24 protein-coding genes are annotated in these 26,638 nt (G+C 71.6%); 12 read left to right on the top strand and 12 right to left on the bottom strand.

All coding sequences use genetic code 11. The annotated features are described in order from the left end of the window. The first annotated feature begins 19 nt into the window (after positions 1-19). A complete protein-coding gene (locus tag DY262_RS07115; protein WP_116958250.1) occupies positions 20-1,444 on the top strand; it encodes a sensor histidine kinase in 1,425 nt (474 codons plus the stop codon). Positions 1,445-1,496: 52 nt separating this feature from the next. On the opposite strand, the gene DY262_RS07110 is transcribed toward DY262_RS07115, so the two are convergent. The 8 genes from DY262_RS07110 to ppc all read right to left on the bottom strand — a co-directional run bounded on the left by DY262_RS07110 (position 1,497) and on the right by ppc (position 10,401). Further along, positions 1,497-2,090 (bottom strand): LuxR C-terminal-related transcriptional regulator, encoded by a 594-nt coding sequence (locus DY262_RS07110; RefSeq protein WP_009517829.1) that lies wholly within the window; start codon positions 2,088-2,090, stop codon positions 1,497-1,499. 147 nt (positions 2,091-2,237) lie between these two features. After that, positions 2,238-3,539: a tryptophan--tRNA ligase gene (locus tag DY262_RS07105; RefSeq protein ID WP_116958249.1), complete on the bottom strand. Its 1,302-nt coding sequence runs from the start codon at positions 3,537-3,539 to the stop codon at positions 2,238-2,240. 1 nt (position 3,540) lies between these two features. Next, complete coding sequence (locus DY262_RS07100) at positions 3,541-4,209, bottom strand: site-2 protease family protein (protein ID WP_116958248.1); 669 nt, start codon at positions 4,207-4,209, stop codon at positions 3,541-3,543. A gap of 33 nt (positions 4,210-4,242) precedes the next feature. Then, positions 4,243-4,878 (bottom strand): L-threonylcarbamoyladenylate synthase, encoded by a 636-nt coding sequence (locus tag DY262_RS07095; RefSeq protein ID WP_116958247.1) that lies wholly within the window; start codon positions 4,876-4,878, stop codon positions 4,243-4,245. A gap of 3 nt (positions 4,879-4,881) precedes the next feature. Continuing rightward, entirely contained in the window at positions 4,882-5,790 is a 909-nt protein-coding gene (locus tag DY262_RS07090; RefSeq protein ID WP_116958246.1) for a DMT family transporter, read from the bottom strand. Positions 5,791-5,803: 13 nt separating this feature from the next. Further along, a complete protein-coding gene (locus tag DY262_RS07085; protein ID WP_116958245.1) occupies positions 5,804-6,709 on the bottom strand; it encodes a DMT family transporter in 906 nt (301 codons plus the stop codon). Beyond that, the gene (locus tag DY262_RS07080) at positions 6,709-7,572 is read right to left on the bottom strand and encodes a 3',5'-nucleoside bisphosphate phosphatase (RefSeq protein ID WP_116958244.1); all 864 of its coding nucleotides are present in this window, start codon (positions 7,570-7,572) and stop codon (positions 6,709-6,711) included. Before DY262_RS07080 ends, DY262_RS07085 begins: the two co-directional genes overlap by 1 nt. A 42-nt stretch (positions 7,573-7,614) precedes the next feature. Next, a complete protein-coding gene (gene ppc, locus DY262_RS07075; RefSeq protein ID WP_116958243.1) occupies positions 7,615-10,401 on the bottom strand; it encodes a phosphoenolpyruvate carboxylase in 2,787 nt (928 codons plus the stop codon). Positions 10,402-10,550: 149 nt separating this feature from the next. Here ppc and hemC point away from each other — a divergent pair, with 149 nt between their 5' ends. From hemC to DY262_RS07055, 4 genes are read left to right on the top strand one after another with little or no spacing between them, the layout of a single operon-like run. Next, positions 10,551-11,495: a hydroxymethylbilane synthase gene (hemC, locus tag DY262_RS07070; protein WP_116958242.1), complete on the top strand. Its 945-nt coding sequence runs from the start codon at positions 10,551-10,553 to the stop codon at positions 11,493-11,495. Between the two features lie 4 nt (positions 11,496-11,499). Then, positions 11,500-12,327, top strand: a complete 828-nt coding sequence (locus DY262_RS07065; RefSeq protein ID WP_245980865.1) for a uroporphyrinogen-III synthase — start codon at positions 11,500-11,502, stop codon at positions 12,325-12,327. Continuing rightward, a complete protein-coding gene (locus tag DY262_RS07060) occupies positions 12,324-13,481 on the top strand; it encodes a uroporphyrinogen-III C-methyltransferase (RefSeq protein WP_116958241.1) in 1,158 nt (385 codons plus the stop codon). The genes DY262_RS07065 and DY262_RS07060 overlap by 4 nt, the downstream gene beginning before the upstream one ends. A 23-nt stretch (positions 13,482-13,504) precedes the next feature. After that, entirely contained in the window at positions 13,505-14,809 is a 1,305-nt protein-coding gene (locus DY262_RS07055) for a heme biosynthesis protein HemY (protein ID WP_116958525.1), read from the top strand. A gap of 115 nt (positions 14,810-14,924) precedes the next feature. Here the strand turns inward: DY262_RS07055 and DY262_RS07050 are convergent, their stop codons facing one another. Then, on the bottom strand, positions 14,925-17,840 hold the full coding sequence (locus tag DY262_RS07050; protein ID WP_116958240.1) for an Rne/Rng family ribonuclease: 2,916 nt from the start codon (positions 17,838-17,840) through the stop codon (positions 14,925-14,927). Between the two features lie 556 nt (positions 17,841-18,396). On the opposite strand from DY262_RS07050, the gene DY262_RS07045 reads away from it, so the two are divergent. The 7 genes from DY262_RS07045 (at position 18,397) to DY262_RS07015 (ending at position 23,028) form a co-directional block, all read left to right on the top strand. Further along, positions 18,397-19,371 (top strand): RluA family pseudouridine synthase, encoded by a 975-nt coding sequence (locus DY262_RS07045; RefSeq protein ID WP_181936439.1) that lies wholly within the window; start codon positions 18,397-18,399, stop codon positions 19,369-19,371. Between the two features lie 72 nt (positions 19,372-19,443). Continuing rightward, entirely contained in the window at positions 19,444-19,752 is a 309-nt protein-coding gene (locus DY262_RS07040) for an H-NS histone family protein (protein ID WP_070399010.1), read from the top strand. Positions 19,753-19,868: 116 nt separating this feature from the next. Further along, on the top strand, positions 19,869-20,636 hold the full coding sequence (locus DY262_RS07035) for a metallophosphoesterase (protein WP_116958238.1): 768 nt from the start codon (positions 19,869-19,871) through the stop codon (positions 20,634-20,636). Positions 20,637-20,690: 54 nt separating this feature from the next. Next, on the top strand, positions 20,691-21,389 hold the full coding sequence (locus DY262_RS07030) for an RNA polymerase sigma factor (RefSeq protein ID WP_116958237.1): 699 nt from the start codon (positions 20,691-20,693) through the stop codon (positions 21,387-21,389). 103 nt (positions 21,390-21,492) lie between these two features. Beyond that, the gene (locus DY262_RS07025; RefSeq protein ID WP_116958236.1) at positions 21,493-22,062 is read left to right on the top strand and encodes a ferritin-like domain-containing protein; all 570 of its coding nucleotides are present in this window, start codon (positions 21,493-21,495) and stop codon (positions 22,060-22,062) included. After that, complete coding sequence (locus DY262_RS07020; RefSeq protein WP_116958235.1) at positions 22,059-22,475, top strand: c-type cytochrome; 417 nt, start codon at positions 22,059-22,061, stop codon at positions 22,473-22,475. Before DY262_RS07025 ends, DY262_RS07020 begins: the two co-directional genes overlap by 4 nt. A 49-nt stretch (positions 22,476-22,524) precedes the next feature. Then, positions 22,525-23,028: a low molecular weight protein-tyrosine-phosphatase gene (locus tag DY262_RS07015; RefSeq protein ID WP_245980864.1), complete on the top strand. Its 504-nt coding sequence runs from the start codon at positions 22,525-22,527 to the stop codon at positions 23,026-23,028. Here the strand turns inward: DY262_RS07015 and DY262_RS07010 are convergent. The 3 genes from DY262_RS07010 to DY262_RS07000 all read right to left on the bottom strand — a co-directional run bounded on the left by DY262_RS07010 (position 23,016) and on the right by DY262_RS07000 (position 26,619). After that, entirely contained in the window at positions 23,016-23,993 is a 978-nt protein-coding gene (locus DY262_RS07010; RefSeq protein ID WP_116958233.1) for an NAD-dependent epimerase, read from the bottom strand. The genes DY262_RS07015 and DY262_RS07010 overlap by 13 nt on opposite strands. A 30-nt stretch (positions 23,994-24,023) precedes the next feature. After that, a complete protein-coding gene (locus DY262_RS07005) occupies positions 24,024-25,715 on the bottom strand; it encodes an AMP-binding protein (RefSeq protein ID WP_116958232.1) in 1,692 nt (563 codons plus the stop codon). A 97-nt stretch (positions 25,716-25,812) separates the two neighbouring features. Beyond that, positions 25,813-26,619, bottom strand: coding sequence for a 2-keto-4-pentenoate hydratase (locus tag DY262_RS07000; RefSeq protein ID WP_116958231.1), 807 nt, complete (start codon positions 26,617-26,619; stop codon positions 25,813-25,815). Positions 26,620-26,638: the final 19 nt, after the last annotated feature.

The raw sequence follows: 26,638 nt of genomic DNA, 5'->3' as shown, positions 1-26,638 counted from the left end.
CGACCCTTCCGCCGCCGCCATGCTCGTCGACACCCAGCCCGCCACCCATCAGCACGTTCCGGCCGCGCCAGAGGTGCGCGACGCCTGGGTCAATTCCCAGCTCGTGGGGGTGATGATGGACAACCTCGGGTCGACCCTGCTGCTGGGCGGGCTGTCGCTGCCGATCCTGGTCTATCTCATGGCCGGCGAGGTTTCCACCCCGGCCCTGGTGCTCTGGACGGCGGCCATGCTGATCAGCCTGGTGCTGCGGTTTCGACTCATCGGCATCTACCGCCTGCGCTACGACAGCGTGGACGGCCCGCAGCGCCAGGCGTTCATCGAGCGCTACGGCTGGTCCTGGCCCGCTATCGGCCTGCTCTGGGGCGGTCCGGTGGCGCTCAGCTACCTGCAGGCCAGTTTCATCACCCAGTTCGTCTGCGCCTTGCTGGTGGTGGGGCAGGGCCTGGTGACGCTGGCCGCCTACAGCGCCTACCGCCCCATCTACCGCTCCTATACCAACGCGCTGTCGCTGTCCGCCCTGATCGGCCTGGTGCTGGCCACCGTGCTCTATTTCGATCGCACCGACCCGCTGCAGACCACGGCCCTGTTCGCCGTGCTGGTGGTCTTCTGGGCCCTGCTGCAGATGGCCGGCGTGCGCCTGCACCAGGTCTACCGGTCCAGCTTCGAGCTGCAGTTCTCCAACCAGGAGTTGATCGACTCGCTCACGCTGCAGACGCGCGCTTCGCTGCGCGCCGTGTCCACCAAGAACCGATTCCTGGCTTCGGCCGCGCACGACTTGCGCCAGCCGGTGCACGCGCTCAGCCTGTACGCCGACTGGCTGGCCAGCGAGCCCGAGATGGCGCGCGACATCGCGCCGCGCATCCTGCAGTCCACGCGCGCCATCAACGAGCTGTTCGACTCGCTGTTCGACCTCACCCGCATCGACGCCGGCAACTACAAGGTGCGCTTGCAGCACGTGGAGGTGCACAAGCTGTTCGCCGACATCGCGCTGCAGTTCGAGCCCGTGGCCGCGGGCAAGCAGCTGCGGCTGCGCACCCGGGCCCAGCCGATCACGCTGTGGTCCGACCCGGTGGTGCTGCGCCGCATCCTGGGCAATCTGGTGTCCAACGCGCTGCGCCACACCACGCGCGGCGGCGTGCTGCTGGCGCTGCGCCGCCGCCAGGACATGGTGGTGTTCGAGGTCTGGGACACCGGCGTGGGCATCGCGCGCGAGCACCAGCAGGCCATCTTCCAGGAGTTCTTTCGCGTGTCCCAGCACCAGGGCACCGAGGACAGCCTGGGCCTGGGCCTGACCATCGTCTCCAAGCTGGCCACGCTCATGGGCTACCAATTGGCGCTGCAGTCCGAGGCCAGCCGGGGCAGCGTGTTTCGCGTGATGCTGCCGGCCTATACCCAGCAGGACGGCGCCGCCGACCCGCAGCCCACGGTGGTGGCACCGGGCTGAAAAAACAAAACCGCCGTGTGAACGGCGGTTGTGGCGGGGAGGGGCGCGGGCTTCAGAGGTCCAGCAGGCCGGCGGTGCGGGCCAGGTGGCTGGCCTGGGAGCGGCTCTTCACGTTCAGGCGGCGGAACAGCCGCCACAGGTGCACCTTGACGGTGTGCTCGCTGATCTGCAACTGCTCGGCGATGTCGCGGTTGGACAGGCCGCGGTCCAGCATGACGAGCAACTGCTTCTGGCGCTTGGACAGCTTGTCGGGAATGGTGGGGGCGTTCTCGTCCTCGACCTCATCGGCCAGGAATTCGCGCAGCACCTTGGCGATCTGGGCCGCGCCAGCGGACTTTTCCACGTAGGCGTCGGCGCCGGCCTCGCGGGCCAGGTCTTCGTAATCGGATGAGGGGGAGGCCGACAACACGATCAGCGAGGTGTCGGGCAGCATCTGACGGATCTCGCGCACACCGGAGACGCCGTTGGTGTCGGGCAGTTTCAGGTCGAGGCAGACCAGCTCGGGTTCACCGTGTTCGGCAATGGCCTTGCTCACCGAGGCCAGGCGCTCGAGCTCAACCACCTGGGTCGATGCGCGCAGGCGGCGCAGCAACATGACCACGGCCTCGCGCATCAGCGGGTGATCGTCAATGACAAAAATACTCATGTCAGGATGCGCAATTCATGATTTGGTTTAACGGCACAGCATATCGGCATATAACCGATTTGGCGATAGCCGGGCGCCCTTCCCCAGGGGCACGCTGAAGGCGGAGGAGGGTTGCGCTATCCGCCTGGGGGCCGATTGTGAACCAATTCAGGTGGCCGATTCGCGCAACTGCAGCAGCGCGGACGTGACGCGCTCCACATCATTGGGCGTAATCAAATGGGGCGCCAAGGCATCGAGCGCGGCCTTTCCCTCGGCCTGCAGCCGGGCCATGGCCTGGGCGGCCTCGCGCGGGGCGGCGAAGCCCTGGCTTTGCAGCAGCAGCTCGCCTTTGGCGTCGGCGAGCTTGAAATAGAAGAGGCCGTCCTTCTCGCGGTACTGCTTGAAGACCGGCAGGGCCGCCTTGGCGGCCTTGGCCGAAGCCCCGGCCCTGTCGGCCTGGGCGTCCAGCGGACGCAGGCCGACGGCGTGGCGCAGGCGTTGCGTGAAGGGGGTGGCGGTGGCGCGCGCCTTGGCCGCGCCCATCTTCAGGGTTTTCTCGATGCGCGAGGGGTCCTGGATCAGGTCGTCGTAGACCTCGCGCAGGGGCGCGATCTCGCGGTCCAGGCGCTCGAACAGCAGCTGCTTGGCCTCGCCCCAGGCGATGCCCTCGGCATAGGCCTTGGCGAGGGCGGCGGTCTCCTCGGCGCTGGCGAAGGCCTGGTAGAGCTGGTACAGGGCCGAGCCCTCGGTGGACTTGGGCTCGCCCGGCGCGCGCGAGTCGGTGACGATGCCCATGATGAGCTTCTTCAGCTGTTCGCGCGGCACGAACAGCGGAATGGTGTTGTCGTAGCTCTTGCTCATCTTGCGCCCGTCCAGGCCGGGCAGGGTGGCCACCTGTTCCTCGATGACCACTTCGGGCAGCGTGAAGTGCTCGCCATAGAGGTGGTTGAAGCTGGAGGCGATGTCGCGCGCCATCTCCAGGTGCTGGACCTGGTCGCGCCCCACGGGCACCTGGTGGGCGTTGAACATCAGGATGTCGGCCGCCATCAGCACCGGGTACATGAACAGGCCGGCGGTCACGCCGTCGTCGGGCTCGGCGCCGGCCGCGGCGTTCTTGTCCAGCGCGGCCTTGTAGGCGTGGGCCCGGTTGAGCAGGCCCTTGCCGGTCACGCAGGTGAGCATCCAGGTGAGTTCGGGGATCTCGGGGATGTCGGACTGGCGGTAGAAGGTCACCTTCTCGGGGTCGAGCCCGCAGGCCAGCCAGGTGGCGGCGATCTCCAGCGTGGAGCGCTGCACGCGGGCCGGGTCGCCGCTGGTCTTGATGAGTGCGTGGTAGTCGGCCAGGAAGTAGAAGCTCTCGACGCCGGGCAGGCGGCTGGCGCGCACGGTGGGCCGGATGGCGCCGACGTAGTTGCCCAGGTGGGGCGTGCCGGACGTGGTGATGCCGGTGAGGACGCGAACGGGATTCATATCAGAGCAGGAGCAGACGGATCGGGGTGAGCAGCCATTCGATGGCGCTGCCGGTGATGTTCATGAGCGGGCGCAGCCAGAGGTTGCCCACGATGCCCGTGACCACCAGCGCCAGCACGATGAAGAAGCCGTAGGGCTCGATGCGCGAGAAGGCGGCGGCCTGCTTCCAGGGCAGCAGGCCGGTGAGGATGCGCCCGCCGTCCAGCGGCGGCAGCGGGAAGAGGTTGAAGGCGAACATCACCAGGTTGACGACGAAGCCGGCGCGGCACATGGCGAGCCAGAAGCGCTCGCTGACACCGATGGACTGCAGCACGTAGAGCAGCAGCAGCCACAGCGCGGCCTGCAGCAGGTTGGAGGCCGGGCCGGCGAGGGCCACCCAGACCATGTCGCGCTTGGGGTTGCGCAACCGCCCGAAGTTGACCGGCACCGGCTTGGCGTAGCCGAACAGGAAGTTGCCGGCCGTGGCGAAGTACAGCAGCAGCGGCATGAGGATGGTGCCCAAGGGATCGATGTGCTTCATCGGATTGAGCGTGACGCGGCCGAGCTGCCAGGCCGTGGGGTCGCCGTAGTGGTGCGCCACGTAGCCGTGCGCCGCCTCGTGCAGGGTGATGGCGAACAGCACCGGGATGGCGTAGAGCGTGACCGTCTGGACGATGAGGGCGATATCCATGGGCGGATTGTCCCAGACGCGGGCGCCGGGGCGTCAGAGCCCCAGCGGGGCCAGCGAGCCCTGGCCCTGGCGCACCACCTCGGGTTCGCCGCCGGTGCCCATGGGCACCAGGTCGAGCACGGTGGTGGGCTCCAGTGCGCAGGCGCCGGCGTCGATCACCGCGTCCACCTCGTGTTGCAGGCGGTCGCGGATGGTCTCGGGGTCGTTCAGCGGGTGCGACTCACCGGGCAGGATGAGCGTGGTGGCCAGCAGGGCCGCGCCGTGCTGCTCCAGCAGCTCGCGCAGCGCGCGGTGCTCGGGCACGCGCAGGCCGATGGTCTTGCGCGAGGGGTGGCTGACGCGGCGCGGCACCTCCTTGCTGGCTTCGAGGATGAAGGTGTAGGGCCCGGGCGTGGCGAGCTTGAGCAGGCGGTACTGGCGGTTGTCCACCTTGGCGTAGCTGGCGAGCTCGCTCAGGTCGCGGCACAACAGGGTGAGGTGGTGCTTGTCGTCCACCTGGCGGATGCGGCGCAGCCGGTCGGCCGCGGCCTTGTCGTCCAGGTGGCAGGCCAGGGCGTAGCTGGAGTCGGTGGGCACGGCGATCACGCCGCCGCGCTGCAGCACGGCGGCGGCCTGCTTGAGCAGGCGCGGCTGCGGGTTGTCGGGGTGGACGCTGAAGAGCTGGGACATGGGTCAGTCCTCCGGCGGGCGGATCGGCAGGTGGCCGCGCGCGGTGCGCCAGCCGCTGAGCGCGCCGCACAGCACGATGAGCGCCGTGCCGGCGAGTTCGACCGCCCCGGGCACGTGGCCGAACACCAGCCAGCCGAAGGCCATGGCGAAGGCGATCTGCGAGTACAGGTAGGGCGAGAGCGTGGAGGCCGGGGCGCGCTGGTAGGCCATGATGAGCAGCAGGTGGCCGACGGTGCCTGCGATGCCCACCAGCACGAGCAGGCCCAGGGTGCGCCCGTCGGGGATGGCCTGCCACACCAGGGGCAGCAGGGCGCTGGTGACCAGGGCGCCGACCCAGCCGGTGTAGAAGTGCATGGTCATGGGATCCTCGGTGCGCGCCATTCGGGCGGTGAGGATCTGGAACCAGGCGCTGAGCAGCACCATGGCCAGCGGCAGGGCGCTGGCCCAGCCGATGTCGCCGCCACCGGGGCGCACCACCAGCAGCACGCCCGCGAAGCCGCCGGCCACCAGCAGCCACTGCCCGGCCGAGACGCGCTCGCGCAGCACGGTGGCGCCCATCAGCGTCACGGCCAGTGGCGTGAACATGAGGATGGCCGTGAACTCGCCCACCGGCATGCGCTGCAGCGCCACGAAGCCCATGAGGCTGAGCGAAAGCAGCAGCGCGCCGCGCAACAGCTGGAAGCGCGGGTGGGCGGTGCGCAGCGCGCTGCGGCCCCGGCGCGGCAGCAGCCAGGCCGTCATGGCCACCGCGTGGAACAGGTAGCGGAACCAGATGACCAGCAGCACCGAGACCACGGCGCCCACCAGTTTGACGGTGGTGTCGAGCACCGCGAAACAGGCCGTGGCCGCGATCAGCAGGGCGATGCCCGCGAGGGCGCGGGCGGCGGGGGCGGACGCGGTAAGGGCTGTCATGGTGCGGGCGCGCTCAGGCCTCCGGCGGCTCCACCGGCAGGCGCTGCTCGCGCGCGGTGAGCCAGCTCGCGCTCGCGCCGCACAGCACGATCAGGCCGATGCCGGCGAGTTCGAGCGCGCCGGGCACGTGGCCGTACACCAGCCAGCCGCAGAACATCGCGAAGCCGATCTGGGTGTAGAGGAAGGGCGAGATGGTGGAGGCCGGCGCGCGTTGGAAGGCCAGGATGAGCAGGAAGTGCCCGACCGTGCCCATGAGCCCGATGAGGCAGAGCAGCGCGAGCGCGCGCGCGTCCGGCACGGCCTGCCACACCAGGGGCAGCGCCAGGCTGGCGATCAGGGCGCCGACCCAGCCGGTGTAGAAGTGCATGGTCATCGGGTCCTCGGTGCGCGCCATCTTGGCGGTGAGGATCTGGAACCAGGCATAGAGGAAGACCATCCCCAGCGGGATCAGCGCGGCCCAGCCCAGCACTCCGCCGCCCGGGCGCACCACCATCAGCGCCCCCGCGAAGCCGCCCGCCACCAGCAGCCAGCGCAGCGGGGCCACGCGCTCGCCCAGGAACAGCGCGGCCAGCAGCGTCACCGCCAGCGGCGTGACCATGACGATGGCGGTGAACTCGCCCACTGGCATGTACTGCACGGCGACGAAGGACACCAGGCTCACCGACAGCAGCAGCGCGCCGCGCAGCGCCTGGTAGCGGGGGTGCTCGGTGCGCAGCAGCGCGCGCCCGCGCAGCGGCAGCATGACGGCCGTGACCGCCACCGCGTGGAAGGTGTAGCGGAACCACAGCGCCAGCAGCACCGAGACCACCGCGCCCACCACCTTGACGGTGGTGTCGAGCACCGCGAAGCAGGCCGTCGCGGCCACCAGGAAGCCGATGCCGGCCAGGGCCTGACCGGGCCGGGGCGCGGCAGCGCCCATCAACGCACCCGCTCTTCCAGCAGGGTCCACACGGGGGTCACGCTGCCGGGTAGGTCCGGCAGCTGCCCGAGGTCGGTGTGGCTCTCGTCGGGACTGTGGAAGTCGCTGCCGCGCGAGGCGGCCAGGCCGAACTCGGCGCAGAAGCCGGCGTACTTGGCGTACTCGGCCTGGCTGTGGGCGCCGGTGACCACCTCCACCGCCCGGCCCCCGTGCTGCTTGAACTCGGTGAACAGGGCGTATTCCTCGGTGGGGGTGAACTTGTAGCGGCCCGGGTGGGCGACGATGGCGATGCCGCCGGCGCCGGTGATCCAGCCCACGGCGTCGCCCAGCGCGGCCCAGCGGTGCGGCACGAAGCCGGGCTTGCCCTCGCTGAGGTAGCGGCGGAAGACCTCGGGGATGTCCTTGCAGACGCCGGTGTCCACCAGGTGGCGCGCGAAGTGCGAGCGCGAGATCAGGTCCGGGTTGCCGACGTAGCGCAGCGCGCCATCGAAGGCGTCCGGGATGCCGACCTGGGCCAGCCCATCGGCCATTTCGCGGGCCCGCTGCTCGCGCCCGCCGCGCGTGGCGCGCAGGCCGTCGAGCAGGGCCTGGTCGTCCGGGTCCATGCCCAGGCCGACGATGTGCACGGTGATGCCGGCGAAGGTGACGGAGATTTCCACGCCGGTGAGGTAGGGCAGGCCCTGGGCGCGGGCGGCGGCCAGGGCGCGCTGCTGGCCGCCGAGTTCGTCGTGGTCGGTGAGGGCCCAGAGCTCGACCCCATTGGCCTTGGCGCGTGCGGCCAGGGCCTCGGGCGCCAGCGTGCCATCCGAGACGGTGGAATGGCAGTGCAGGTCGGCGTTGAGCAGGGGGTTCACGCTTGACATTGTAAAAGTGGGGGTATTGGCCGCGCTGTCACCGGGGTCGGCTCAGCCGGTGTTGCGCAGTCCCGCCGCGATGCCGTTGATGGCGATGTGGATGCCGCGCTTGGCCCGGCCCTCGTCGTCGGCATTCAGCGTGCCGGCCCGGTGCCGGCGGATCAGCTCGACCTGCAAGTGGTGCAGCGGGTCGATGTAGGGGAAGCGGTGCTCGATGGAGCGGCGCAGCGCGACGTTGCCCGCGAGGCGCTCGCGCTCGCCGGTGATGAGCGCCAGCGCCTGTGCCGTGCGCTGCCACTCGGCCTCGATGGCCATGAACACGCGCCGCCGCAGGGCCTTGTCCTCCACCAGCTCGGCATACAGCGAGGCGAGCGCCAGGTCGCTCTTGGCCAGCACCATGTCCATGTTGGACAGCAGGGTGTTGAAGAAAGGCCAGTCGCGGTGCATGCGCTTGAGCAGCGCGGCGTTCTTCGGGTCCGCGGCGACGAAGGCCTGCACCGCCGAGCCGAAGCCGTACCAGCCCGGCAGCGTGAGCCGGCACTGGCCCCAGCTGAAGCCCCAGGGAATGGCGCGCAGGTCCTCGATGCGGCCCGTGGCCTTGCGGCTGGCGGGGCGCGAGCCGATGTTGAGCTCGGCGATCTCGCGGATCGGCGTGGCGCTGAAGAAGTAGTCGGCGAAGCGCGGCGTCTCGTAGACCAGCGCGCGGTAGGCCGACATGCTGGCTTGCGACAGCGCCTCGGCCGCTTTCAGGAACGCGGGCGAGGCGTCGCGCGTGGGTTGCAGCAGCGTGGCCTCCAGCGTGGCAGCCACCAGGGTTTCCAGGTTGCGCCGGCCGATCTCGGGGTTGGCGTACTTGGCGCCGATCACCTCGCCCTGTTCGGTCAGGCGGATCTGGCCGCGCACGGTGCCCGGTGGCTGCGCCAGGATGGCCTGGTAGCTCGGCCCGCCGCCGCGTCCCACGGTGCCGCCGCGGCCATGGAACATCCGCAGGTTGATGGGCTTCTTCTTTCCCGCATTGAGCTCGTCGAACAGCGCCACCAGGGCCGTCTCGGCCTGGTAGAGCGACCAGTTGCTGGTGAAGATGCCGCCGTCCTTGTTGCTGTCCGAGTAGCCCAGCATCACGTCCTGCTCGCCGTAGCCGTCGGCCGCGCCACGCTGCACCATGGCCCGCACGCCGGGCAGGGCGTAGTAGTCGCGCAGGATGGGCGCGGCGTTGCGCAGGTCTTCGATCGTTTCGAACAGCGGCACCACGATCAGGTCCGCCAGCGCGCCGTCGTTCAGCGTGCCGTGCAGCAGCCCGGCCTCTTTCTGCAGCACCAGCACTTCGAGCAGGTCGCTCACGGTTTCGGTGTGGCTGATGATGGCGTGGCGGATGGCCTGCGGGCCGAAGCGCTCGCGGCCGCGCCGCGCCGCCTCGAAGATGGCGAGTTCGCTGCGCGTGTGCTCGCTGTAGGCGGTGCCGGGCACGCGCAGCGGGCGCACGTCGTCGAGCGCGCGCAGCAGCACGGCGCGCTTGGCGGCTTCGTCGAGCGCGCCGTAGCCGGGCGCCAGGCGCGCGGCGGCCAGCAGCTCGGCCACGGCGAGCTCGTGCTGGTCGGAGCTTTGCCGCAGGTCGATGGTGGCGAGGTGAAAGCCGAACACCTCCACCGCGCGGATCAGGCCGCTCAGGCGCATGTCCACCAGGGCTTCGCCGTGGTGGGCGCGCAGCGAGGCCTCGATGGTGCGCAGGTCGGCCAGGAAGCCGGCCGCGCTGGCGTACGGGTCCTGCGGCGCCACGGCGTGGCGCGCGGCCTCGCCGCCGGTGAGCGCGGTGAGCGTGGCCGCCAGCCGCGCGTAGATGCCGGTGAGCGCGCGGCGGTAGGGCTCGTCCTGGCGGTGCGCGTTGGTGTCGGGCGAGCGCGCGGCCAGGGCCTGCATGGCCTCGCTGGCGCCCACCAGCATGCCGGACATGGACAGCTCGCCGCCCAGCAGGTGCACCTGGGTGAGGTGGTGGCGCAGGGCCACCTCCGCCTGGCGCCGCAGCGCCAGCTCCAGCGTGTCGGCGGTGACGTTGGGGTTGCCGTCGCGGTCGCCGCCGATCCACTGGCCCATGCGCAGGAAGGGCGCCACGGGTCGGCCCAGGCCGGCCTCCAGTTCGGCATACAGGCGCGGGATCTCGGGCAGGAAGGTGCTCTCGTAGTAGCTGAGCGCGTTCTCGATTTCGTCGGCCACGCTGAGCTTGGTGAAGCGCAGCAGCCGCGTCTGCCAGAGCTGGGTGACGCGCGCGCGCAGTTGCGCGTCGATGACCGCCTGCTCGCGCGGCGTGGCCTCGTCGCGCGCCGCCAGCAGCCGCGCGATGGCGCGCTCGGCGTCCAGGATGCTCTTGCGCTGCACCTCGGTGGGGTGGGCGGTGAGCACCGGTGAGAGGTGGGCGCCGGCCAGCGTGCGCGCCACCTGGGCGGGCGCGACGCCGGCCTCGCGCAGGCGCCCCAGCGCGAACGCCAGGCTGCCGGTCTGCGAGCGTTCGCCCGCGCGTTCGTGCACGGTGCGGCGGCGGATGTGGTGGCGGTCCTCGGCCAGGTTGGCGAGGTGGCTGAAGTAGGTGAAGGCGCGGATCACGCTCACCGTCTGGTCGGCGCTGAGCGACTTGAGCAGCTTCTTCAGCGCCTTGTCGGCCGAGCGGTCGTCGTCGCGGCGGAAAGCCACCGAGAGCTGGCGGATGCGCTCGATGAGTTCGAAGGCGTCCTTGCCCTCCTGCTCGCGGATCACGTCGCCCAGGATGCGGCCGAGCAGGCGGATGTCGAGGATCAGGGGTTGGTCCTTGTCGCGTCGGGCGGCGCCCGCGGTGGATCGGCTCATGGCGGGAGGGGCCTTGACGGAAGGCTTACCAAAGGTGGGGGAGGGGGCATGCTAGCATCGCCCGCGCCCTGTTCCGGTTCCGAAACGGGTACCGAATTCCCCCGTGTTCCGCGCTCCGTCAGCCGGGTGTCAGTCCTTCGAGTTTGCCCATGTCTTCGCCCCCGGCCATCACCATCGCCACGCGCGAAAGCCGCCTCGCCCTGTGGCAGGCCCGGCACGTGCAGTCCCTGCTCGAAGCGCGCGGCCACGCGGTCACGCTGCTGGGCATGACCACCCTGGGCGATCAGATCCTCGACCGCACGCTGTCCAAGGTGGGCGGCAAGGGCCTGTTCGTGAAAGAGCTGGAGCACGCGCTCGCCGACGGCCGCGCCGACATCGCCGTGCACTCGCTCAAGGACGTGCCCATGGAGCTGCCCGAGGGCTTCGCGCTGGCCTGCGTGATGGAGCGCGAGGACCCGCGCGACGCCTGGGTGTCGCCGCACGCGGCGGGCCTGGCCGATCTGCCCCAGGGCGCGGTGGTGGGCACCTCCAGCCTGCGCCGCGTCGTTCTGCTGCGCGAGGCGCTGGCCACGCTGGGCCGCGCCGACGTGCGCATCGAGCCCCTGCGCGGCAACCTCGACACGCGCCTGCGCAAGCTCGATGAGGGCCAGTACCAAGGCATCGTGCTCGCCGCCGCCGGGCTCAAGCGCCTGGGCCTGGGCGATCGCATCCGCGCCGTCTTCGAACCCACGCAATCGCTGCCGGCGGCGGGGCAGGGCGCTCTCGGCATCGAGGTGCGCGCCGACCGCGCCGACCTGATCGAAGCGCTGCGACCGTTGGCGCACCAGGCCACCTGGCTGCGCGTGGCGGCCGAGCGCGCCGTCTCGCGCGCCATGGGCGGCAGCTGCTCCATGCCGCTGGCCGCGCACGCCGAATGGGTGGGCGAGCGCCTGTGGCTGCGCACCGCCTGGGGCGAACCCGAGGGCGCCGCCACGCTGGTGCGCGCCGAGGACACCGCCTCGGTGGCCAGCCTGGACGAGGCCGAGGCCCTGGGCGCGCGCGTCGCCGCCGCCTTGCGCGCTGCCGGCGCGCACGCCCCGCACGGGGAGGCCTGAGGCCTTGGCCGCCGCTGCCGCGCACGCCATCGAACGGGTGATCGTCACGCGTCCCGAGCCCGAGGCCGGGCGCTGGGTGGCTTCGCTGCGCGAGCGCGGCTGGCCCGCCGAGGCCTGGCCGCTGCTGCGAATTGCCGAGCCGCCCGAAGGCCCGGCGCTGGAGCGCTTGCGCACCTGGCGCGCGGCCTGGCCGAAGCAGGACGCGCTGATGTTCGTCAGCAGCGCCGCCGCGCAGCGCTTCTTCGCCGAGCCCGTGGCGCCGCCGAACGCACACACGCGCTTCTGGGCGCCTGGCCCCGGCACCGCGCGCGCGCTGGCGCAGGCGCTGTGGCCGCTCGGCGTGGGCGAGGACCGCATCGACACGCCCCCGCCGGCGGCCGAGCAGTTTGACTCCGAGCACCTGTGGCCGGTGGTGCGCACCCAACTCGCGCCGGGCCGGCGCGTGCTGGTGGTGCGCGGCACCAGCGGCGCCGCCGAGGGCGACCCGTCGGGCCAGGGCCGCGACTGGCTCATCGAACAGTGCCGCGCGGCCGGTGCCGAGGTCGAGGCCTGCGTGGCCTACCGGCGCGAGCGCCGGCCGCCCGGCGAGGCCGATCGCGAGCGCCTGCGCGCCGCCAGCGGCCCCGCCACCGTGTGGCTGTTCAGCAGCAGCGAGGCGGTGCAGGCCCTGCAGGGCCACTGGCCCGCCGGCGCGCGCGCGGTCGCCCTGGCCACGCACCCGCGCATCGCCGAGGCGGCGCTGGCCCTGGGTTTCACCCGGGTGATCCGGTGCCGTCCTACATTGGCCGACGTGGGGCGCGGCCTAGAATCCTGGGCATCTGCCTCGCCATGAACGCACCCGACAACGATCCCGCGCCCGTGGCGGCCCCCGCGCCCAGCGCCCCTTCCCCCACCAGTCCTGCGCCCGACGCGCCGCGGCGTGCGGGCGTGGGCCTGACCCTGCTGGCGCTGCTGGTGGCCGCCGCCGCGCTGGTCATGGCCGGCATGATGTGGCAGCGCCTCAACCTCACACAGGCCGAGCTCGCGCGGCGCGCGCACGACGCCGAGCTGCAGGTGGTGGAGGCCCGCACCGTCGCTTCGCAGGCCGAGGCACAGGTGCAGGAGCTGCAGGCGCGCCTGGGCGTGGCCGAGGTGCGCCTGTCGGAGGTCAGCCTGCAGCGCAGCCAGCTTGAGGAGCTGATGCTTTCGCTGTCGCGCTCGCGCGACGACAACCTCATCCAGGACCTCGAAGCCTCGCTGCGCCTGGCGCTGCAGCAGGCCCAGCTCACCGGCAGCGCGCAGCCGATGGTGTCCGCCCTGCAGGCGGCCGACCAGCGCATCCAGCGCGCCGCTCAGCCGCGCCTGAACCCGGTGCAGCGCGCCATCGCGCGCGACGTCGACCGCATCCGCGCCGCCGCGCTCGCCGACATTCCCAACCTGGCCTTGCAGATCGATGAACTGGTGCGCCAGGTCGACGGCTGGCCGACGCTCAACGCCGTGGGCGTGGAGCGCGCCGCGCCGCGCAAGCCGCGCCGGCCCGCGCCGGAGGCGGGCGCGCCCGCCGCGGCACCCGACGCCCCCGCCGCCGACGCGGACCCAGCCGCCGACGCCTCGCCCTGGCAGCGCTTCGCCGAGCGCTGGAACCGCTGGTGGCGCGAGGCCTTCGGGCAGGTCGTGCAAGGCTCGCGCGACCTCGTGCACGTGAGCCGCATCGACCACCCCGAGGCCGCGCTGCTCGCACCCGAGCAGGCCTTCTTCCTGCGCGAGAACATCAAGCTCAAGCTGCTCAATGCGCGCCTGGCCCTGCTGGCGCGCCAGATGAGCGCCGCGCGCGCCGACGTGGTGGCCGTCGAAGGCCTGCTGCAGCACTACTTCGACACCAGCGCGCCGGCCGTGGCCAGCGCGCTCGGCGGCCTGGGCCGCCTGCGCCGCGACCTGGTGGCGCAGGACCTGCCGCGCCCCGACGACACGCTCGCGGCGCTGGCCGCGGCCGCCGGAGGCCGCTGATGCGGGCGCGGCAGCGGGGCGCCATGCGCAGTGTGTTCTGGCTGCTCGGCCTGGCGGCCCTGGCCGTGGCCCTGGCCATGCTGATGGGCGACAACCGCGGCACCGTCACGCTGTTCTGGCCGCCCTGGCGCTTCGACGTGTCCTTCAACCTCGTGCTGTTCGTGCTCGTGGGGGGCTTCGTACTGCTGTACGCCGCGCTGCGCGCGCTGGCCCTGCTGCGCGAGCTGCCGCTGCAGGCGCGGCGCTGGCGCAGCCAACAGATGGAACGCGCGGTGGTGGGCTGGGTGCTGGACGCGCTGTCCAACCAGCTGGCGGGGCGCTTCGTGCGCGCGCAGTCGGCGGCGCAGAACGCGCTCGACCACCTCGGCGGCAGCACCAGCGCCGACTGGCCGCGCCGGGAGCAGCTGCGCGCCCTGGCCCACCTGCTGGCGGCCGAGAGCGCGCATTCGCTGCAGAACCGCGCGCAGCGCGACGAGCACCTGCAGTCCGCGCTGAACCCCGCCATGGCGCGCCACTCCCCCGAGGTGCTGGAGGGCGCCTTGCTGCGCGCCACCCGCTGGGCGGTGGAAGACCGCGACGCCAGCGCCGCGCGCGCGCGCCTGGCCGAGCTGCCGCAGGGTGCGCAGCGCCGCGTGCAGGCCCTGCGCCTGAAGCTGCGCGTGGCGCGCCTGGGCGATGCCACTGGCGAGGCGCTGGAAACCGCCCGCCTGCTGGCCAAGCACCGCGCCTTCTCGCCCGAGGCCGCGCGCAGCCTGCTGCTGGGCCTGGCGCTGGACGCGCTGCGCGGCGCGCACGACCTGACCCAGCTGCAGCGGGTGTGGGATGGCCTGGATGCCGCCGAGCGCGCCATGCCCGAGCTGGCGCTGGCCGCGGCCGACCGCGCGCACGCGCTGTCGCGGCGGGAGGAGAACGAGGGCGCCGACGAGAGCCGCGAGGACATGCGCGGCGAGGACGTCGCCACGCGCGTGCGGGGCTGGCTGGCGCCCCTGTGGGAGGATTTCGGCGCACTCGACGAACGCCACCAGGCCCGCCTCGCGCTCGCGCTGGAGCCGGACCTGGCGCAACTCGACGCCGCCGGCCTGGCGCGCCTGGAGCTGCTGCAGCGCCAGTGGCCGCAGAACCCGCACCTGCAGTACCTGGCGGGCCAGGCCTGCCTGCACCGCCAGCTGTGGGGCAAGGCCGCGCAACTGCTGGGACTGGCGCGCAGTGGGCTGCGCGACGCCACGCTGCGCCGGCGCACCTGGCGCTCGCTGGCGCGGCTGGCCGAGGAGCGTGGCGACACCGAGGCCGCGCAAGAGGCCTGGCGGCAGGCCGCGCAGATCGACTGAAGCCGCCGCCGTGGGGCGGGCCCGGGGGCGTCCCCCAAAACACAAAGGCCAGCGTTCCCGCTGGCCTTTGTGTTTTGGGCCTTCCACGCGGCGCCGGTGGCGCCGCGCCGGCCGGTCAGCGCTGCTCGAAGGGCAGCGTCATGTCGCGCAGGTCCTTGCGGGTCTCGACCAGCACCAGCGGGCCTTCGTCCACGACCACGGGCGGCTTGGGCTCGCGCGGCGCATGGATGGGCGCGGGCTCGGCGGCGATGGCGGCCTGCACCTGGGCGACCTTCTCGGCGTCGGAGTTGACCCATTCCAGGCCGCTGGAGGCGGCCACGGCGCGCAGTTCGTCCACACCGAGTTGGTAGGCCTGCACCTTGGGCATGCCGCGCGGCGCCTCGGCCGGGACCGGCGCGGGGGCGGCGGCGACCGGCGCGGCAGCCACCGGCGCGGCAGCGCTTGGGGCGCTCTGCGCCACCGGCGCGGGGGTGGGGGCGCTCACCGGGGCGGCCACGGGCGCGGCGGCGGGCACGGTGAAGTAGCTGCGCACCGGCGGCGTGTCCTCGGCGGCTTCGCCCTCCATGGCCATGGGCACGGTGTCGCCGGCTTCGGCGGGCGCATCGGCGGCGGCTTCGTCGCGCGGGCCGCGTTCGCGGCGGTCGCGGCCGTAGCGGTCGCGGGTGCGGCGCTCGCGCGGCGCGCGCTGGGCGTTGTCGTCGCCCTGCTCGGGGCTGGCGGCAACGGCTTCTGCGGAGGCGGCGGCTTCCTCGCCACCGCGCGGCACGTCCTGGCCCTCGGGGCGGCGGCGCTGCTGCTCGCCCTCGCGGCCCTCGCGGCCGTCACGCCCGCGGCCACGGCGCGGCTCGCGGCGGTTCTGCGCGTCGGCGTTGTCGGCCGTGTCGGTGGACGGCACGGCGGTGGCGTTCAGTTCGGCGGTCTCGGCGGTAGGCGCGTCGCGGCGCTCGCCCCGGCGCTCGCGGCGCTCGTTCTGGCCGCGGGCGCCTTCGCCACGGCCCTCGCGGTTGTCGGCGCGGCCTTCGCCGCGGTTGTCCTGGCGGCCCTCACCCCGGCGGTTCTCGCCGTTGCGGCCACCGTTCGGGCGCTGGCCGTCGGCCGCCTGCGCCTCGCGCGGCTGGCCGTCGCGCTGGCCACGGCCTTCGCGGTTGTCGCGGCCCTCACGGCCTTCGCCACCGCGGCCACCGCGGTTGCCACGGCCCCGGCCGCCGTCACGGCCAGCGTCGCGGCGGCCATCGCCCCTGCCGGTGTCCTTGGCGGCGGGGGTGGCGGCCGGCGCGGGCGCGGGGGTGGCGGTGGGGGCGCCGCCGAAGAGGCCCTTGAGCCAGCCGAAGAAGCCCTTTTCGGCCGGCGCGGCAGCGGGTACGGGGGCGGCCACGGCCACCGGGGCCGCCGGGGCGGGTGCCGGCTTGGGCACGGCCACGGGCGCCGGCGCGTCGGGCAGCACGCCCTTGATCACCGGCTCCTGCTTGTTGGTGCGTTCCTGGCTGCGGCGCGTGAAGCTGGCCACGTCGTCCACTTCCTCGGCCAGCTTGTAGCTGGAGTCGAGGTTGTCCAGGCGCGGGTCGTCGTGCTTGAGGCGCTCGAGCTTGTAGTTGGGCGTGTCGAGCGACTTGTTGGGCACCAGCAGCACGCTGATGCGCTGCTTGAGTTCGATCTTGGTGATCTCGGTGCGCTTTTCGTTGAGCAGGAAGCTCGCCACCTCCACCGGCACTTGCACAAGCACGGCGGCCGTGCTGTCTTTGAGCGATTCTTCCTGGATGACGCGCAGGATCTGCAGCGCCGAGGACTCGGTGTCGCGGATGTGGCCGGAGCCGCCGCAGCGCGGGCAGGGGATGGAAGCGCCTTCGCTGAGCATGGGCTTCAAGCGCTGGCGGCTCATTTCGAGCAGGCCGAACTTGCTGATGGAGCCGAACTGCACGCGCGCGCGGTCCTGGCGCAGCGCGTCGCGCAGGCGGTTTTCCACCTCGCGCCGGTTCTTGCTCTCCTCCATGTCGATGAAGTCGATGACGATGAGGCCGCCGAGGTCGCGCAGGCGGGCCTGGCGCGCCACTTCATCGGCGGCTTCGAGGTTGGTGCGCGTGGCGGTTTCCTCGATGTCACCGCCCTTGATGGCGCGCGCCGAGTTCACGTCCACGGCCACCAGGGCCTCGGTCTGGTCGATCACGATGGCGCCGCCGCTGGGCAACTGCACGATGCGGCTGTAGGCGGTCTCGATCTGGTGCTCGATCTGGAAGCGGCTGAACAGCGGCGCGTCGTCGCGGTAGCGCTTCACGCGGTGCCCGTGCTCGGGCATCACGTGGCTCATGAACTGGTGCGCCTGCTCGTAGATGTCATCGGTGTCGATGAGGATCTCGCCGATGTCGCTGTTGAAGTAGTCGCGGATGGCGCGGATCACCAGGCTCGATTCCTGGTAGATCAGGAAGGCGCCCTTGCCGGCGCCGGCGGCGCCGTCGATGGCGGTCCAGAGCTTGAGCAGGTAGTTCAGGTCCCACTGCAGCTCGGCGGCGTCGCGGCCGATGCCGGCCGTGCGCGCGATGATGCTCATGCCATTGGGGTACTCGAGCTGGTCGAGCGCGGCCTTGAGTTCGGCGCGCTCATCGCCCTCGATGCGGCGCGAGACGCCACCGCCGCGCGGGTTGTTGGGCATCAGCACCACGTAGCGGCCGGCCAGGCTGATGAAGGTGGTGAGGGCCGCGCCCTTGTTGCCACGCTCCTCTTTCTCGACCTGGACGATGAGCTCCTGGCCTTCCTTGATCACGTCCTGGATGCGCGCCTGCGAGGGCGAGACGTTGCCCTGGAAGAACTGGCGGGCGATTTCCTTGAACGGCAGGAAGCCGTGGCGGTCTTCGCCGTAGTCGACGAAGCAGGCCTCCAGCGAGGGCTCGACGCGCGTGACGACGGCCTTGTAGATGTTGCCCTTGCGCTGTTCGCGCCCCTCGATCTCGATTTCGTAGTCGAGCAGTTTCTGCCCGTCCACGATCGCCAGCCGGCGCTCTTCGGCCTGCGTGGCGTTGATCAGCATGCGTTTCATGGTGCGTTTCCCTTCGTTGGCACACGGCGGCGCTCGGGCCGATCTGCCCGGGCCGCCCGCAAGGCCGGGAAGCCGCACACGCAACGAACGTAGGAGGAATTGCCGGAGAGCCGTGACCGGGCACGGTGCGCGCGCTCGGGCGCTGCGACAGGGTGCCGGGTCGGGCATGGGCGCGTGGAGCCGAGGGCAGGGCCGCTAGGGGTCGACGGCTGTCGGTGACAGCGTCGGGCCTCGGTGGCTGCTGGGTCGTCTCCTCGTCCAGGCCGTTGCTGTCGGGGCCTGGGCGATTGGGGTATTCCGTTGTCGGTTCGCTGTGGGTCTGCGGATTCCACCGCGGCGTCCTCCGGCACGGGGGCCGACCGGGATGCACGAAGCGGCATCGGGGTCTGGCGCGAGGGCCGGGTGCCGCGGCTGGCCACCTTCGCCCGCCGGGCTCCCGGCATCCGGGTCGGCCACTGCGGTGTCCGCTGCCTTAAACTCAAGGCAAATCAAACACTTACAGCACACAACGGGCGTCGCGCATTATAGACACGTCCCCCGCGTCCGTGGTGGATACATGAAAGCCCCGATAGACACCCCGCCTGCCGTCCGCCATATCACCGTCGACGAGGAGTCCGACGGCCAGCGGCTGGACAACTTCCTCATGCGCCACCTCAAGGGCGTGCCCAAGACCCACATCTACCGGGTCATCCGTTCCGGCGAGGTGCGCCGCAACAAAGCGCGCGCCAGCGCCGACGAGCGCGTGGCCGCCGGTGACGTGTTGCGCATTCCGCCCATTCGACTGTCCGCGCGCGTCGAGGAAAAGGCCGAACGGCCGGCCCCCGCGCGCGAATTCCCGGTGGTGCACGAAGACGAGGGATTGCTCGCGATTCACAAGCCGGCAGGGGTTGCCGTGCACGGTGGCAGTGGTGTCAGTTTTGGCGTCATCGAGCAATTGCGGCAATCGCGGCCAACCGCCCGTCTGCTCGAATTGGTGCATCGGCTGGACCGCGAAACCAGCGGGCTGTTGCTCATTGCGAAAAAGAAGAGCGTGCTGAAGGCCTTGCAGGACCAGTTTCGCGAACGGGAAACCGGCAAGACCTATCTGGCGCTGGTGCTGGGCGATTGGCCGGCGGCGCGCAAGGTGATCGACGTGCCACTGCACAAGTACCTGCTGGCCGACGGCGAGCGGCGTGTGCGCGTGACCTCGGCCGACGATCCCGATGGCATGCGGGCGATCACTCTCGTCAAAGTGGCGCGCCGCTGGGCATCCTCGCCCGGCGGGGGCGGGCCGCTGAGCCTGCTGGAGGTCACCATCAAGACCGGACGCACGCACCAGATCCGCGTGCACCTGGCCAGCGCCGGCCACCCGATCGCCGGCGACGACAAATACGGCGATTTCGAACGCAACCGGGAATTGGCGCGGCATGGCCTCAAACGCATGTTCCTGCACGCCTGGCGCCTGCGCCTGACCCATCCGCAAAGCCAATCTCCTTTGCAATTGCAAACGGAATTGCCAAACGAACTGCAAGGCTTCGTCGATTCCCTGTGAAAAGCGAATAGAATTCACGGCGCATCGCATCGATGCCCCGATTCATTTCACAAAGCGACAAGGATTACCGGTATGGCAACGTATTCCGAACTGATGGCCCAGGCGCAATCGCTGATGGCGCAGGCCGAGCAGGCCCGCAAGGACGAACTGTCCAACGTGATCGCCGACATCAAGGCCAAGATGAAGCAGTACGGCATCAGCGTGGCCGATCTGGGCGGCGCCAGCGCGGGCGGCCGCAAGGCGGCCAAGTCCAAGTCGGGCGCGGCGCCCAAGTACCGTGGCCCCAACGGCGAACTCTGGGCCGGCGGCCCGGGCCGCAAGCCGCAGTGGGTGCGCGATGCGCTCGCCGCTGGCAAGGATCTGGACGCGTACAAGATCTGAGCGCGCCACCGCGCCCACCCCGCGCCCACCAGAAAGCCCGCCCTCCGGCGGGCTTTTTCTTTCCGCCAGACTGCGGCCCGGGCCGGCCGGCCTGCCAGCGACGAAAGGGCCATCGCATGAAGCTGCATGTGCTGTCGGATCTGCACCTGGGCGTCCAGGGCATGGCGGCGCCACCCACCGAGGCCGACGCGGTGGTGCTGGCCGGCGACATCGCTCGCCCTCGGGAGGCGGTGGCCTGGGCCCTGGGCCTGGGCAAGCCGGTGCTCTATGTGCCGGGCAACCACGAGTTCTACGGCTCCAGCCTGCCCGAAGCGAAGGACGAACTGCGCCGGCTGTGCGAGGGCACGCCGGTGCACCTGCTGGACGGCGCGGCAGTGGTCCTGCAGGGCGTGCGCTTCCTGGGCACCACGCTGTGGACCGACTTCCGGCTGCTGGGCGATGGGACGGGCCAGGCCGAGGCCATGGCCGAGGCGCAGCGCTTCATGCGCGACTTCAGCCGCATCCGCCGCGACGCGCCGCCCGCGCACGCGGCGCTGGCGCCGCGGGACACGGCCGATCTCTTCGCGGATCAGGCCCGCTGGCTGGACGCGGCGCTGTCGGTGCCGCACGCGGGGCCGACCGTGGTCATCACGCACCACGCGCCCTCGCCGCGCAGCATCCACCCGCGCTTCGCGGGTTCGGCCCTGAACGCCTGCTTCGTGTCCGACGCCGAGCGCCTGGTGGACGGCCGGCGCGTGCGCCTGTGGATCCACGGTCACACGCACGACAGCTTCGATTACCCGCTGCATGGCACGCGCGTGCTGTGCAACCCGCGCGGCTACGCCCGCGACGGCGTGAACGAGAACGCCGCCTTCGATCCGGCGCTGGTGGTCGAGGTGGTGTGACCGGGCGGCGGGAACGGCGCCGGCGCCGCGGCCATCCAATGGGCGGAGGTTCCCATGCACAGCACCCACCGCGGCACGACCGTGCCGGCCGATGACCCCCTGGCGGACGCTGCGGACAACGCGCTGGCGGCGCGCGCCGCCAGCGGCGACGAAGCCGCGTTCGAGACCATCATGCGACGCCACAACCGACTGCTCTTTCGCACGGCCCGCAGCATCCTGAAGAACGATGAAGATGCGCAGGACGTGCTCCAGGAGGCCTACCTGCGCGCCTGGCGCGCGCTAGGTAGCTTTCGCGCCGACGCCCGGCTGTCGACCTGGCTGGCGCGCATCGTCATCAACGAGGCGCTGGGGCGGCTGCGCCGGCGCGAGGTGCCGGTGATCCCGCTCGACGCCGCGATGGCGTCCATCGAGCCGGACATGCAGCGCTGGCTGAGCGACGACGTGGACCGCCAGCCGGACCGCATCGCCATGCGCGAGCAGATCCGCCGGATGATGGAGGCGCGCATCGACCAGTTGCCTGAGGCTTTTCGCAGCGTGTTCATGCTGCGCGGCGTGGAAGAGCTGAGCGTGGAGGAGGTGGCGCAGGCGCTGGCCATTCCCGAGGCCACGGTGCGCACGCGCTTCTTTCGCGCGCGCAGCCTCTTGCGCGAAGGGCTCTCGCGCGACGTGGACATGGCCATCGCCGACGCCTTCTCGTTCGACGGCGAGCGCTGCGACCGCATCGTGGCCACCGTGCTCAGGCGCTTGGGCTGAAGGCCGCGCGCTGTGTCCCGCGCCGCGCGGGAACGGGGCGGAAAACCGCTCCATCCAATGGGCAGAGGGTCGATCGTGACCCCAGCCCCCGATGGAGAAAGCCATGTCCTTCCTGCAGATGCCCCACCCCGCCGCGGCGCGCCGCCGCTTCCTTGGCCAGTCCGGCCTCATCCTCTCGGGCACCGCCGTCGCGCTGCTCGCCGGCCGCGACGCGCTCGCCGCGCAAGCGGGCGGCAGCGCGGCGCAGGACGTGCAGATCCTCAACACCGCGCTGGGCGCCGAGCTCGAGGCCATCGCGGCCTACCAGCTGGGCGCCGAGAGCAAGCTGCTGCAAAAGCCCGTGCTCGACCTGGCGCTGAGCTTCCAGGGCCACCACAAGGAACACGCCGACGTGCTGGCCAAGACGGTGGAGAAGCTGGGTGGCAAGCCCGTGGCGGCCAAGGCCAGCTACAACTTTCCGGTGGACCAGCTGAAGTCGCAGGCCGACGTGCTGCGCTTCGCGGCGCGGCTGGAGCAGGGCGCCGTGAGCGCCTACCTGGGCGCCGTGCCGCTGTTCGGCAACCGCGACCTGTCCAAGGCCGCCGCCAGCATCCTGGGCGACGAGGCCATGCACTGGGCCGTGCTGCGCCAGGCGCTGGGCGAGGTGGCGGTGCCCTCGGCCTTCGTGTCATGAGCGGCGCGCGGGGTGGGCTGGCCGGGCCGCTGGCCCTGGCCGCCCTGGCCGCGCTCGGCGCCGCGCGCGCCGATGCGCCGTCCGCGCAACGCGGCGCGCAGGTCTACAACCGCTGCCTGGCCTGCCACGCGCTGGCGCAGGACCGCGTGGGGCCGCGCCACTGCGGCCTGCTGGGCCGGCGCGCGGGCAGCGTGCCCGGCTTCGCCTACTCGCAGGCCATGAAGGACTCGCGCCTCACTTGGGACGAGAAGACGCTGGACCGCTTCCTGGCGCGGCCGCTGCAGGTGGTGCCGGGCAGCAGCATGACTTACGACGGCGTGGCCGACGCGCGCGAGCGCGCCGACCTCATCGCCTACCTGCGCCAGGCCAACGGCGCGCCCGAATGCCGCGCGCCGGACGCCGGGCCGCGCTGACCATGGGGCCAAGGGCAGGGGCGGTCCGCGCCTCGTTATGCTCGGACCCATGCAACAGGTTCAACGGGTACTGGTGGTCTGCATGGGCAATATCTGCCGCTCGCCCATGGCCAGCGCGGTGTTGCAGGCCGAGGTGGAACGCCGCGGCCTGCAAGGGCGCGTCGCGGTGGATTCGGCGGGCGTGTACGGCGGCCACACGGGTGAGCGCGCCGACAGCCGCGCGGTCAAGCTGGCGCGCGCACGCGGCTACGTGGCCATCGACGCCGAGCGGGCGCGCGCCGTGCGGCCCGAGGATTTCGAGCGCTTCGACGCCATCCTCGCCATGGACGAAGGCAATCTTGCGCAGCTGCGGCGCCGCTGCCCGCCACCGCAGGCGCACAAGCTGCACCTGTTCCTGGATTACGCGGGTCTGGGGTTCGACGAGGTTCCCGACCCCTACTACGGCCCCCTGCAAGGCTTCGAGAACGTGATGGCCATGTGCGAGCGCGCCGCGCCGCGCGTGATCGAGCGCCTGGTGGGTCTGGCGCCCGAGGCCGCGCCTCAGACCTTGTAGTAGTCGCGGTACCAGCGCACGAAGCGCTCAATGCCCTCGGCCAGCGGCGTGGCCGGGGCGAAGCCCACCCAGTCGTTCAGGGCCTTGGTGCTCGCGTAGGTGGCGGGCACGTCGCCGGGCTGCATGGGCAGCAGCCGCTTGCTGGCCTCGCGGCCGGTGGCGCGCTCGATGCAGGCGATGAACTCCATCAGCTGCACCGGGTCGTGGTTGCCGATGTTGAACACGCGGTGCGGCGCGCCACCCTCGCTCTCGGGCGTGGCGGGCTTGTCGAGCACGCGCAGCAGGCCCTCGACGATGTCGTCGATCCAGGTGAAGTCGCGCTTCATGTCGCCGTGGTTGAAGACGTCGATGGTGCGGCCTTCGAGCACGGCCTTGGTGAAGGAGAAGTAGGCCATGTCGGGCCGGCCCCAGGGCCCGTACACCGTGAAGAAGCGCAGGCCGGTGGCGGGCAGCCGGTAGAGGTGGCTGTAGGTGTGCGCCATCAGCTCGTTGGCCTTCTTGGTGGCGGCGTACAGGCTCACGGGGTGGTCGACCGGGTCGCTCTCCTCGAACGGCATCTTGGTGTTGCCGCCGTAGACGCTGGAACTGGAGGCGTAGACCAGGTGCCCCAGGCCCTGGGCGCGGCAACCTTCGAGCACGTGGCCGAAGCCGGTGAGGTTGCTCTCCAGGTAGGCGTGCGGATTCGTGATGGAGTAGCGCACGCCGGCCTGCGCGGCGAGGTGCACCACGGCGTCGAAGCGCTGGCGCGCGAACAGCGCCTCCATGCCGGCGCGGTCGGCCAGGTCCAGGCGCTCGAAGCGGAACTGGGCGTGCGGCCGCAGCCGCTCCAGCCGGGCCTGCTTGAGCGCCGGGTCGTAGTAGTCGTTGAGGTTGTCGATGCCGGTGACGGTGTCGCCGCGCGCGAGCAGCCGCAGCGCGGTGTGCATGCCGATGAAGCCGGCGGCGCCGGTGAGCAGGATGTGCATGCCGCGATCGTAGTGCAGGCCGCTGGCGGATCAGTCGGCCCAGATCACCGGCTTGCCGGTGACCTCCCACTTCTCGTAGTGGCGGGCGTACACGTCCTCGATGCGGTTGCGCTTGACCTTGAAGGTCGGCGTGATCATGTCGTTGTCCACCGTCCAGGGCGTGGACACCACGACCAGGCATTGCATCTGCTCGTGCGGGTCGAGGGTGGCGTTGATGGCCGCCCGGTGCTCGGCCAGCGAGCGCTCCAGCGCGGCGCGTTCGTCGGCGTTCTTCGCCTTCGCGGACGCCTCGGGGCTGAGCATGCAGATGCCCAGCGGCTGGCCCAGGTTGGCGCCCGTCACCACGCAGGCCTCCACCGCCTCGTGCATGACCAGCTTGTCCTCGATGGGCGCGGGCGCCACGTACTTGCCCTTGCCGGTCTTGAACAGGTCCTTCACGCGGCCGGTGATGCTCAGCAGGCCGGCGGCGTCGATGCTGCCCTTGTCGCCGGTCCGCAGCCAGCCGTCCTCGGTGAAGGCCTCGCGGCTCTTCTCGGGTTCCTTGTAGTAGCCCTGCATCAGCGCCTGGCTGCGCATCTGGATTTCGCCGGTCTGCGGGTCCAGGCGCTGCTCCACGCCGGGGTAGGGGGGGCCCACCGTGCCACGCTGGTTCTTGCCCGGTTCGGTGATGTGCGAGAGCGCGAGGTTTTCGGTCATGCCGTAGCCCTCGTTGATGGGGATGCCCAACTGGGCGTACCACTGCAGCAGCGCGGGCGGCATGGGCGCGGCGCCGCCGGCGGCGAACTGGCACTGGTCCAGACCCAGGGCCTTCTGGATCTTGCGGCGCACGATGCCGCCCAGCAGGGGAATGCGCAGCAGCCGCTCCAGCTTGGCCGGCGGCATCTTGGCGTGGATGCCCTGCTGGAACTTGACCCACAGACGCGGGACCGAGAAGAACACCGTGGGCCGCGCGCGCTGCAGGTCGGCCGCGAAGGTGTCCAGCGATTCGGCGAAGAACACGTGCATGCCCGTGCGCAGCCAGCCGTGCTCGACCAGCATGCGCTCCACCACATGGGCCAGCGGCAGGTAGCTCAGCATGCGGTCCTTGGCCGTGAGCGGGATGCGCTGCAGGCCGCGGTCGATGGCCCAGGCGAAGTTGCCGAAGCTGTGCATCACGCCCTTGGGCAGGCCGGTGGTGCCCGAGGTGTAGATCAGCGTGGCGAGATCGTCCTCGGCACGCACGGGCTGGCCCTGGAGCGGCTCGGTGCGCGCGCAGATGGCGTCCCAGCCGTCGTAGTCCTGGATCGCATCCACCGGCGACAGCGGGTAGCTGATGCAGGGCATGCCGGCGGGCACGCCCGGCTTCATGCCGTCCCAGCCGTCGAGCTTGCCCACGAACAGGGCCTTGGACTCGCTGTGCGTGAGGATCTGGCGGATGGTCTCGGGCGCGAGCGTGGGGTACAGCGGCACCGACACGTGCCCGGCCATCCAGATCGCCAGGTCGCTCATCATCCACCAGGCGCAGTTCTTGGACAGGATGGCGACCTTGCTGCCGGGTTCCCAGCCCTGGGCCTGCAGGTGCGCGGCCATGCGGCGCACCTGGTCGGCCACCTGGGCCCAGGTGAAGTCGTGCACCACGCCGCCGCCCATGGGCTGCGTGAGGGCCACGCGCGCGGGCGCCTTGGTCTCCCAGTCGTACAGGCGTTGCAGGGCCAGCAGCGCGGGCGCGATCTTCTCGCTCATGGACGGGTCTCCTTGGTGTCTGAAACCCGGCCAGCCTAGCGAGCGGTGCGCGATTTCCTCAGTGGGTTTTCCCCGTGTCCCCCCTGGATTGGGGAGCTCACTCCAGCCGCAGGCTCAGCGGCGACAGCGGCGACAGCGGCGCATCGAAGGCGCCGTGCCAGACCTGGCCCGGGGCGACAGGCCAGGCGTCGGTCCAGGTGCCGGTGGTGACGATGTCGCCCGCTCGCAGCGCCGGCGCGCCGGGGCAGGCGCGCTGCGCCTGCACGAAGTGCCACAGGGCCTGCACGGGGCCGTCGAGCACGGCCGCGCCCTTGCCCCGGTCCAGCGCCTGGCCGTCGCGCGCCAGCACCACACCCGCGCCGGCCAGGGCGGCGTCCAGGCCGGCGGCGTCGGCTGCGATCTCGCGCACCGGCATCCGCCGGCCCACCAGCAGGCGCGCGTGCAGGCCGCCGTCCGCCACGGTGTCGGGGGCCTCGAACTTCCAGCCCGCCAGGTGCGACTGCACGATCTCGAAGCCCGGCGCGACCCATTCCAGGGCGTCGAAAAGATCGCCGATGGAGGCCTCGGCGGCGGGCGCCGAGCGCAAGCCGAACACCGCCTCGGGCTCGATGCGCGGCTCGCAGGTGTGGGACAGGTCGAGCCGGCCCTCACCGTCGCAGAACACCACGGTGCTGTCGTATACGCTGCCCCAGATGGGTGCGTAGACGTTGTAGACCGGCCAGATGCCGCGGTTGGTGAAGCCCACCTTGTAGCCCAGGGGCCGCTCGCCACGCGCCACGCGCAGCGCGCGCACGGCCAGGGCGTCGGCGTAGGCGGTGTCCAGGCCGTAGCCGGGGCGGGTGCTCAGGCGCGCGGCCCAGGGCCGGCCGGTGTCGACGTGGTGCAGCAGGGTCTCGGGGGTCATGCGGCGCATTGTCGGGGGC

This window comes from Hydrogenophaga borbori, from assembly GCF_003417535.1.
Classification (GTDB): Bacteria; Pseudomonadota; Gammaproteobacteria; order Burkholderiales; family Burkholderiaceae_C; genus Hydrogenophaga; species Hydrogenophaga borbori.
Note: the sequence above shows the minus strand (reverse complement) of the source record. Positions and strands in the feature narration are given on the sequence as shown.

Excerpts from the sequence above, each read along its gene's own strand:
- DY262_RS07115 (WP_116958250.1), top strand. The coding sequence starts at position 20 with ATGCTCGTCGACACCCAGCCCGCCACCCATCAGCACGTTCCGGCCGCG.
- DY262_RS07110 (WP_009517829.1), bottom strand. The coding sequence starts at position 2,090 with ATGAGTATTTTTGTCATTGACGATCACCCGCTGATGCGCGAGGCCGTG.
- DY262_RS07105 (WP_116958249.1), bottom strand. The coding sequence starts at position 3,539 with ATGAATCCCGTTCGCGTCCTCACCGGCATCACCACGTCCGGCACGCCC.
- DY262_RS07100 (WP_116958248.1), bottom strand. The coding sequence starts at position 4,209 with ATGGATATCGCCCTCATCGTCCAGACGGTCACGCTCTACGCCATCCCG.
- DY262_RS07095 (WP_116958247.1), bottom strand. The coding sequence starts at position 4,878 with ATGTCCCAGCTCTTCAGCGTCCACCCCGACAACCCGCAGCCGCGCCTG.
- DY262_RS07090 (WP_116958246.1), bottom strand. The coding sequence starts at position 5,790 with ATGACAGCCCTTACCGCGTCCGCCCCCGCCGCCCGCGCCCTCGCGGGC.
- DY262_RS07085 (WP_116958245.1), bottom strand. The coding sequence starts at position 6,709 with ATGGGCGCTGCCGCGCCCCGGCCCGGTCAGGCCCTGGCCGGCATCGGC.
- DY262_RS07080 (WP_116958244.1), bottom strand. The coding sequence starts at position 7,572 with ATGTCAAGCGTGAACCCCCTGCTCAACGCCGACCTGCACTGCCATTCC.
- ppc (WP_116958243.1), bottom strand. The coding sequence starts at position 10,401 with ATGAGCCGATCCACCGCGGGCGCCGCCCGACGCGACAAGGACCAACCC.
- hemC (WP_116958242.1), top strand. The coding sequence starts at position 10,551 with ATGTCTTCGCCCCCGGCCATCACCATCGCCACGCGCGAAAGCCGCCTC.
- DY262_RS07060 (WP_116958241.1), top strand. The coding sequence starts at position 12,324 with ATGAACGCACCCGACAACGATCCCGCGCCCGTGGCGGCCCCCGCGCCC.
- DY262_RS07055 (WP_116958525.1), top strand. The coding sequence starts at position 13,505 with ATGCGCAGTGTGTTCTGGCTGCTCGGCCTGGCGGCCCTGGCCGTGGCC.
- DY262_RS07050 (WP_116958240.1), bottom strand. The coding sequence starts at position 17,840 with ATGAAACGCATGCTGATCAACGCCACGCAGGCCGAAGAGCGCCGGCTG.
- DY262_RS07045 (WP_181936439.1), top strand. The coding sequence starts at position 18,397 with ATGAAAGCCCCGATAGACACCCCGCCTGCCGTCCGCCATATCACCGTC.
- DY262_RS07040 (WP_070399010.1), top strand. The coding sequence starts at position 19,444 with ATGGCAACGTATTCCGAACTGATGGCCCAGGCGCAATCGCTGATGGCG.
- DY262_RS07035 (WP_116958238.1), top strand. The coding sequence starts at position 19,869 with ATGAAGCTGCATGTGCTGTCGGATCTGCACCTGGGCGTCCAGGGCATG.
- DY262_RS07030 (WP_116958237.1), top strand. The coding sequence starts at position 20,691 with ATGCACAGCACCCACCGCGGCACGACCGTGCCGGCCGATGACCCCCTG.
- DY262_RS07025 (WP_116958236.1), top strand. The coding sequence starts at position 21,493 with ATGTCCTTCCTGCAGATGCCCCACCCCGCCGCGGCGCGCCGCCGCTTC.
- DY262_RS07020 (WP_116958235.1), top strand. The coding sequence starts at position 22,059 with ATGAGCGGCGCGCGGGGTGGGCTGGCCGGGCCGCTGGCCCTGGCCGCC.
- DY262_RS07015 (WP_245980864.1), top strand. The coding sequence starts at position 22,525 with ATGCAACAGGTTCAACGGGTACTGGTGGTCTGCATGGGCAATATCTGC.
- DY262_RS07010 (WP_116958233.1), bottom strand. The coding sequence starts at position 23,993 with ATGCACATCCTGCTCACCGGCGCCGCCGGCTTCATCGGCATGCACACC.
- DY262_RS07005 (WP_116958232.1), bottom strand. The coding sequence starts at position 25,715 with ATGAGCGAGAAGATCGCGCCCGCGCTGCTGGCCCTGCAACGCCTGTAC.
- DY262_RS07000 (WP_116958231.1), bottom strand. The coding sequence starts at position 26,619 with ATGACCCCCGAGACCCTGCTGCACCACGTCGACACCGGCCGGCCCTGG.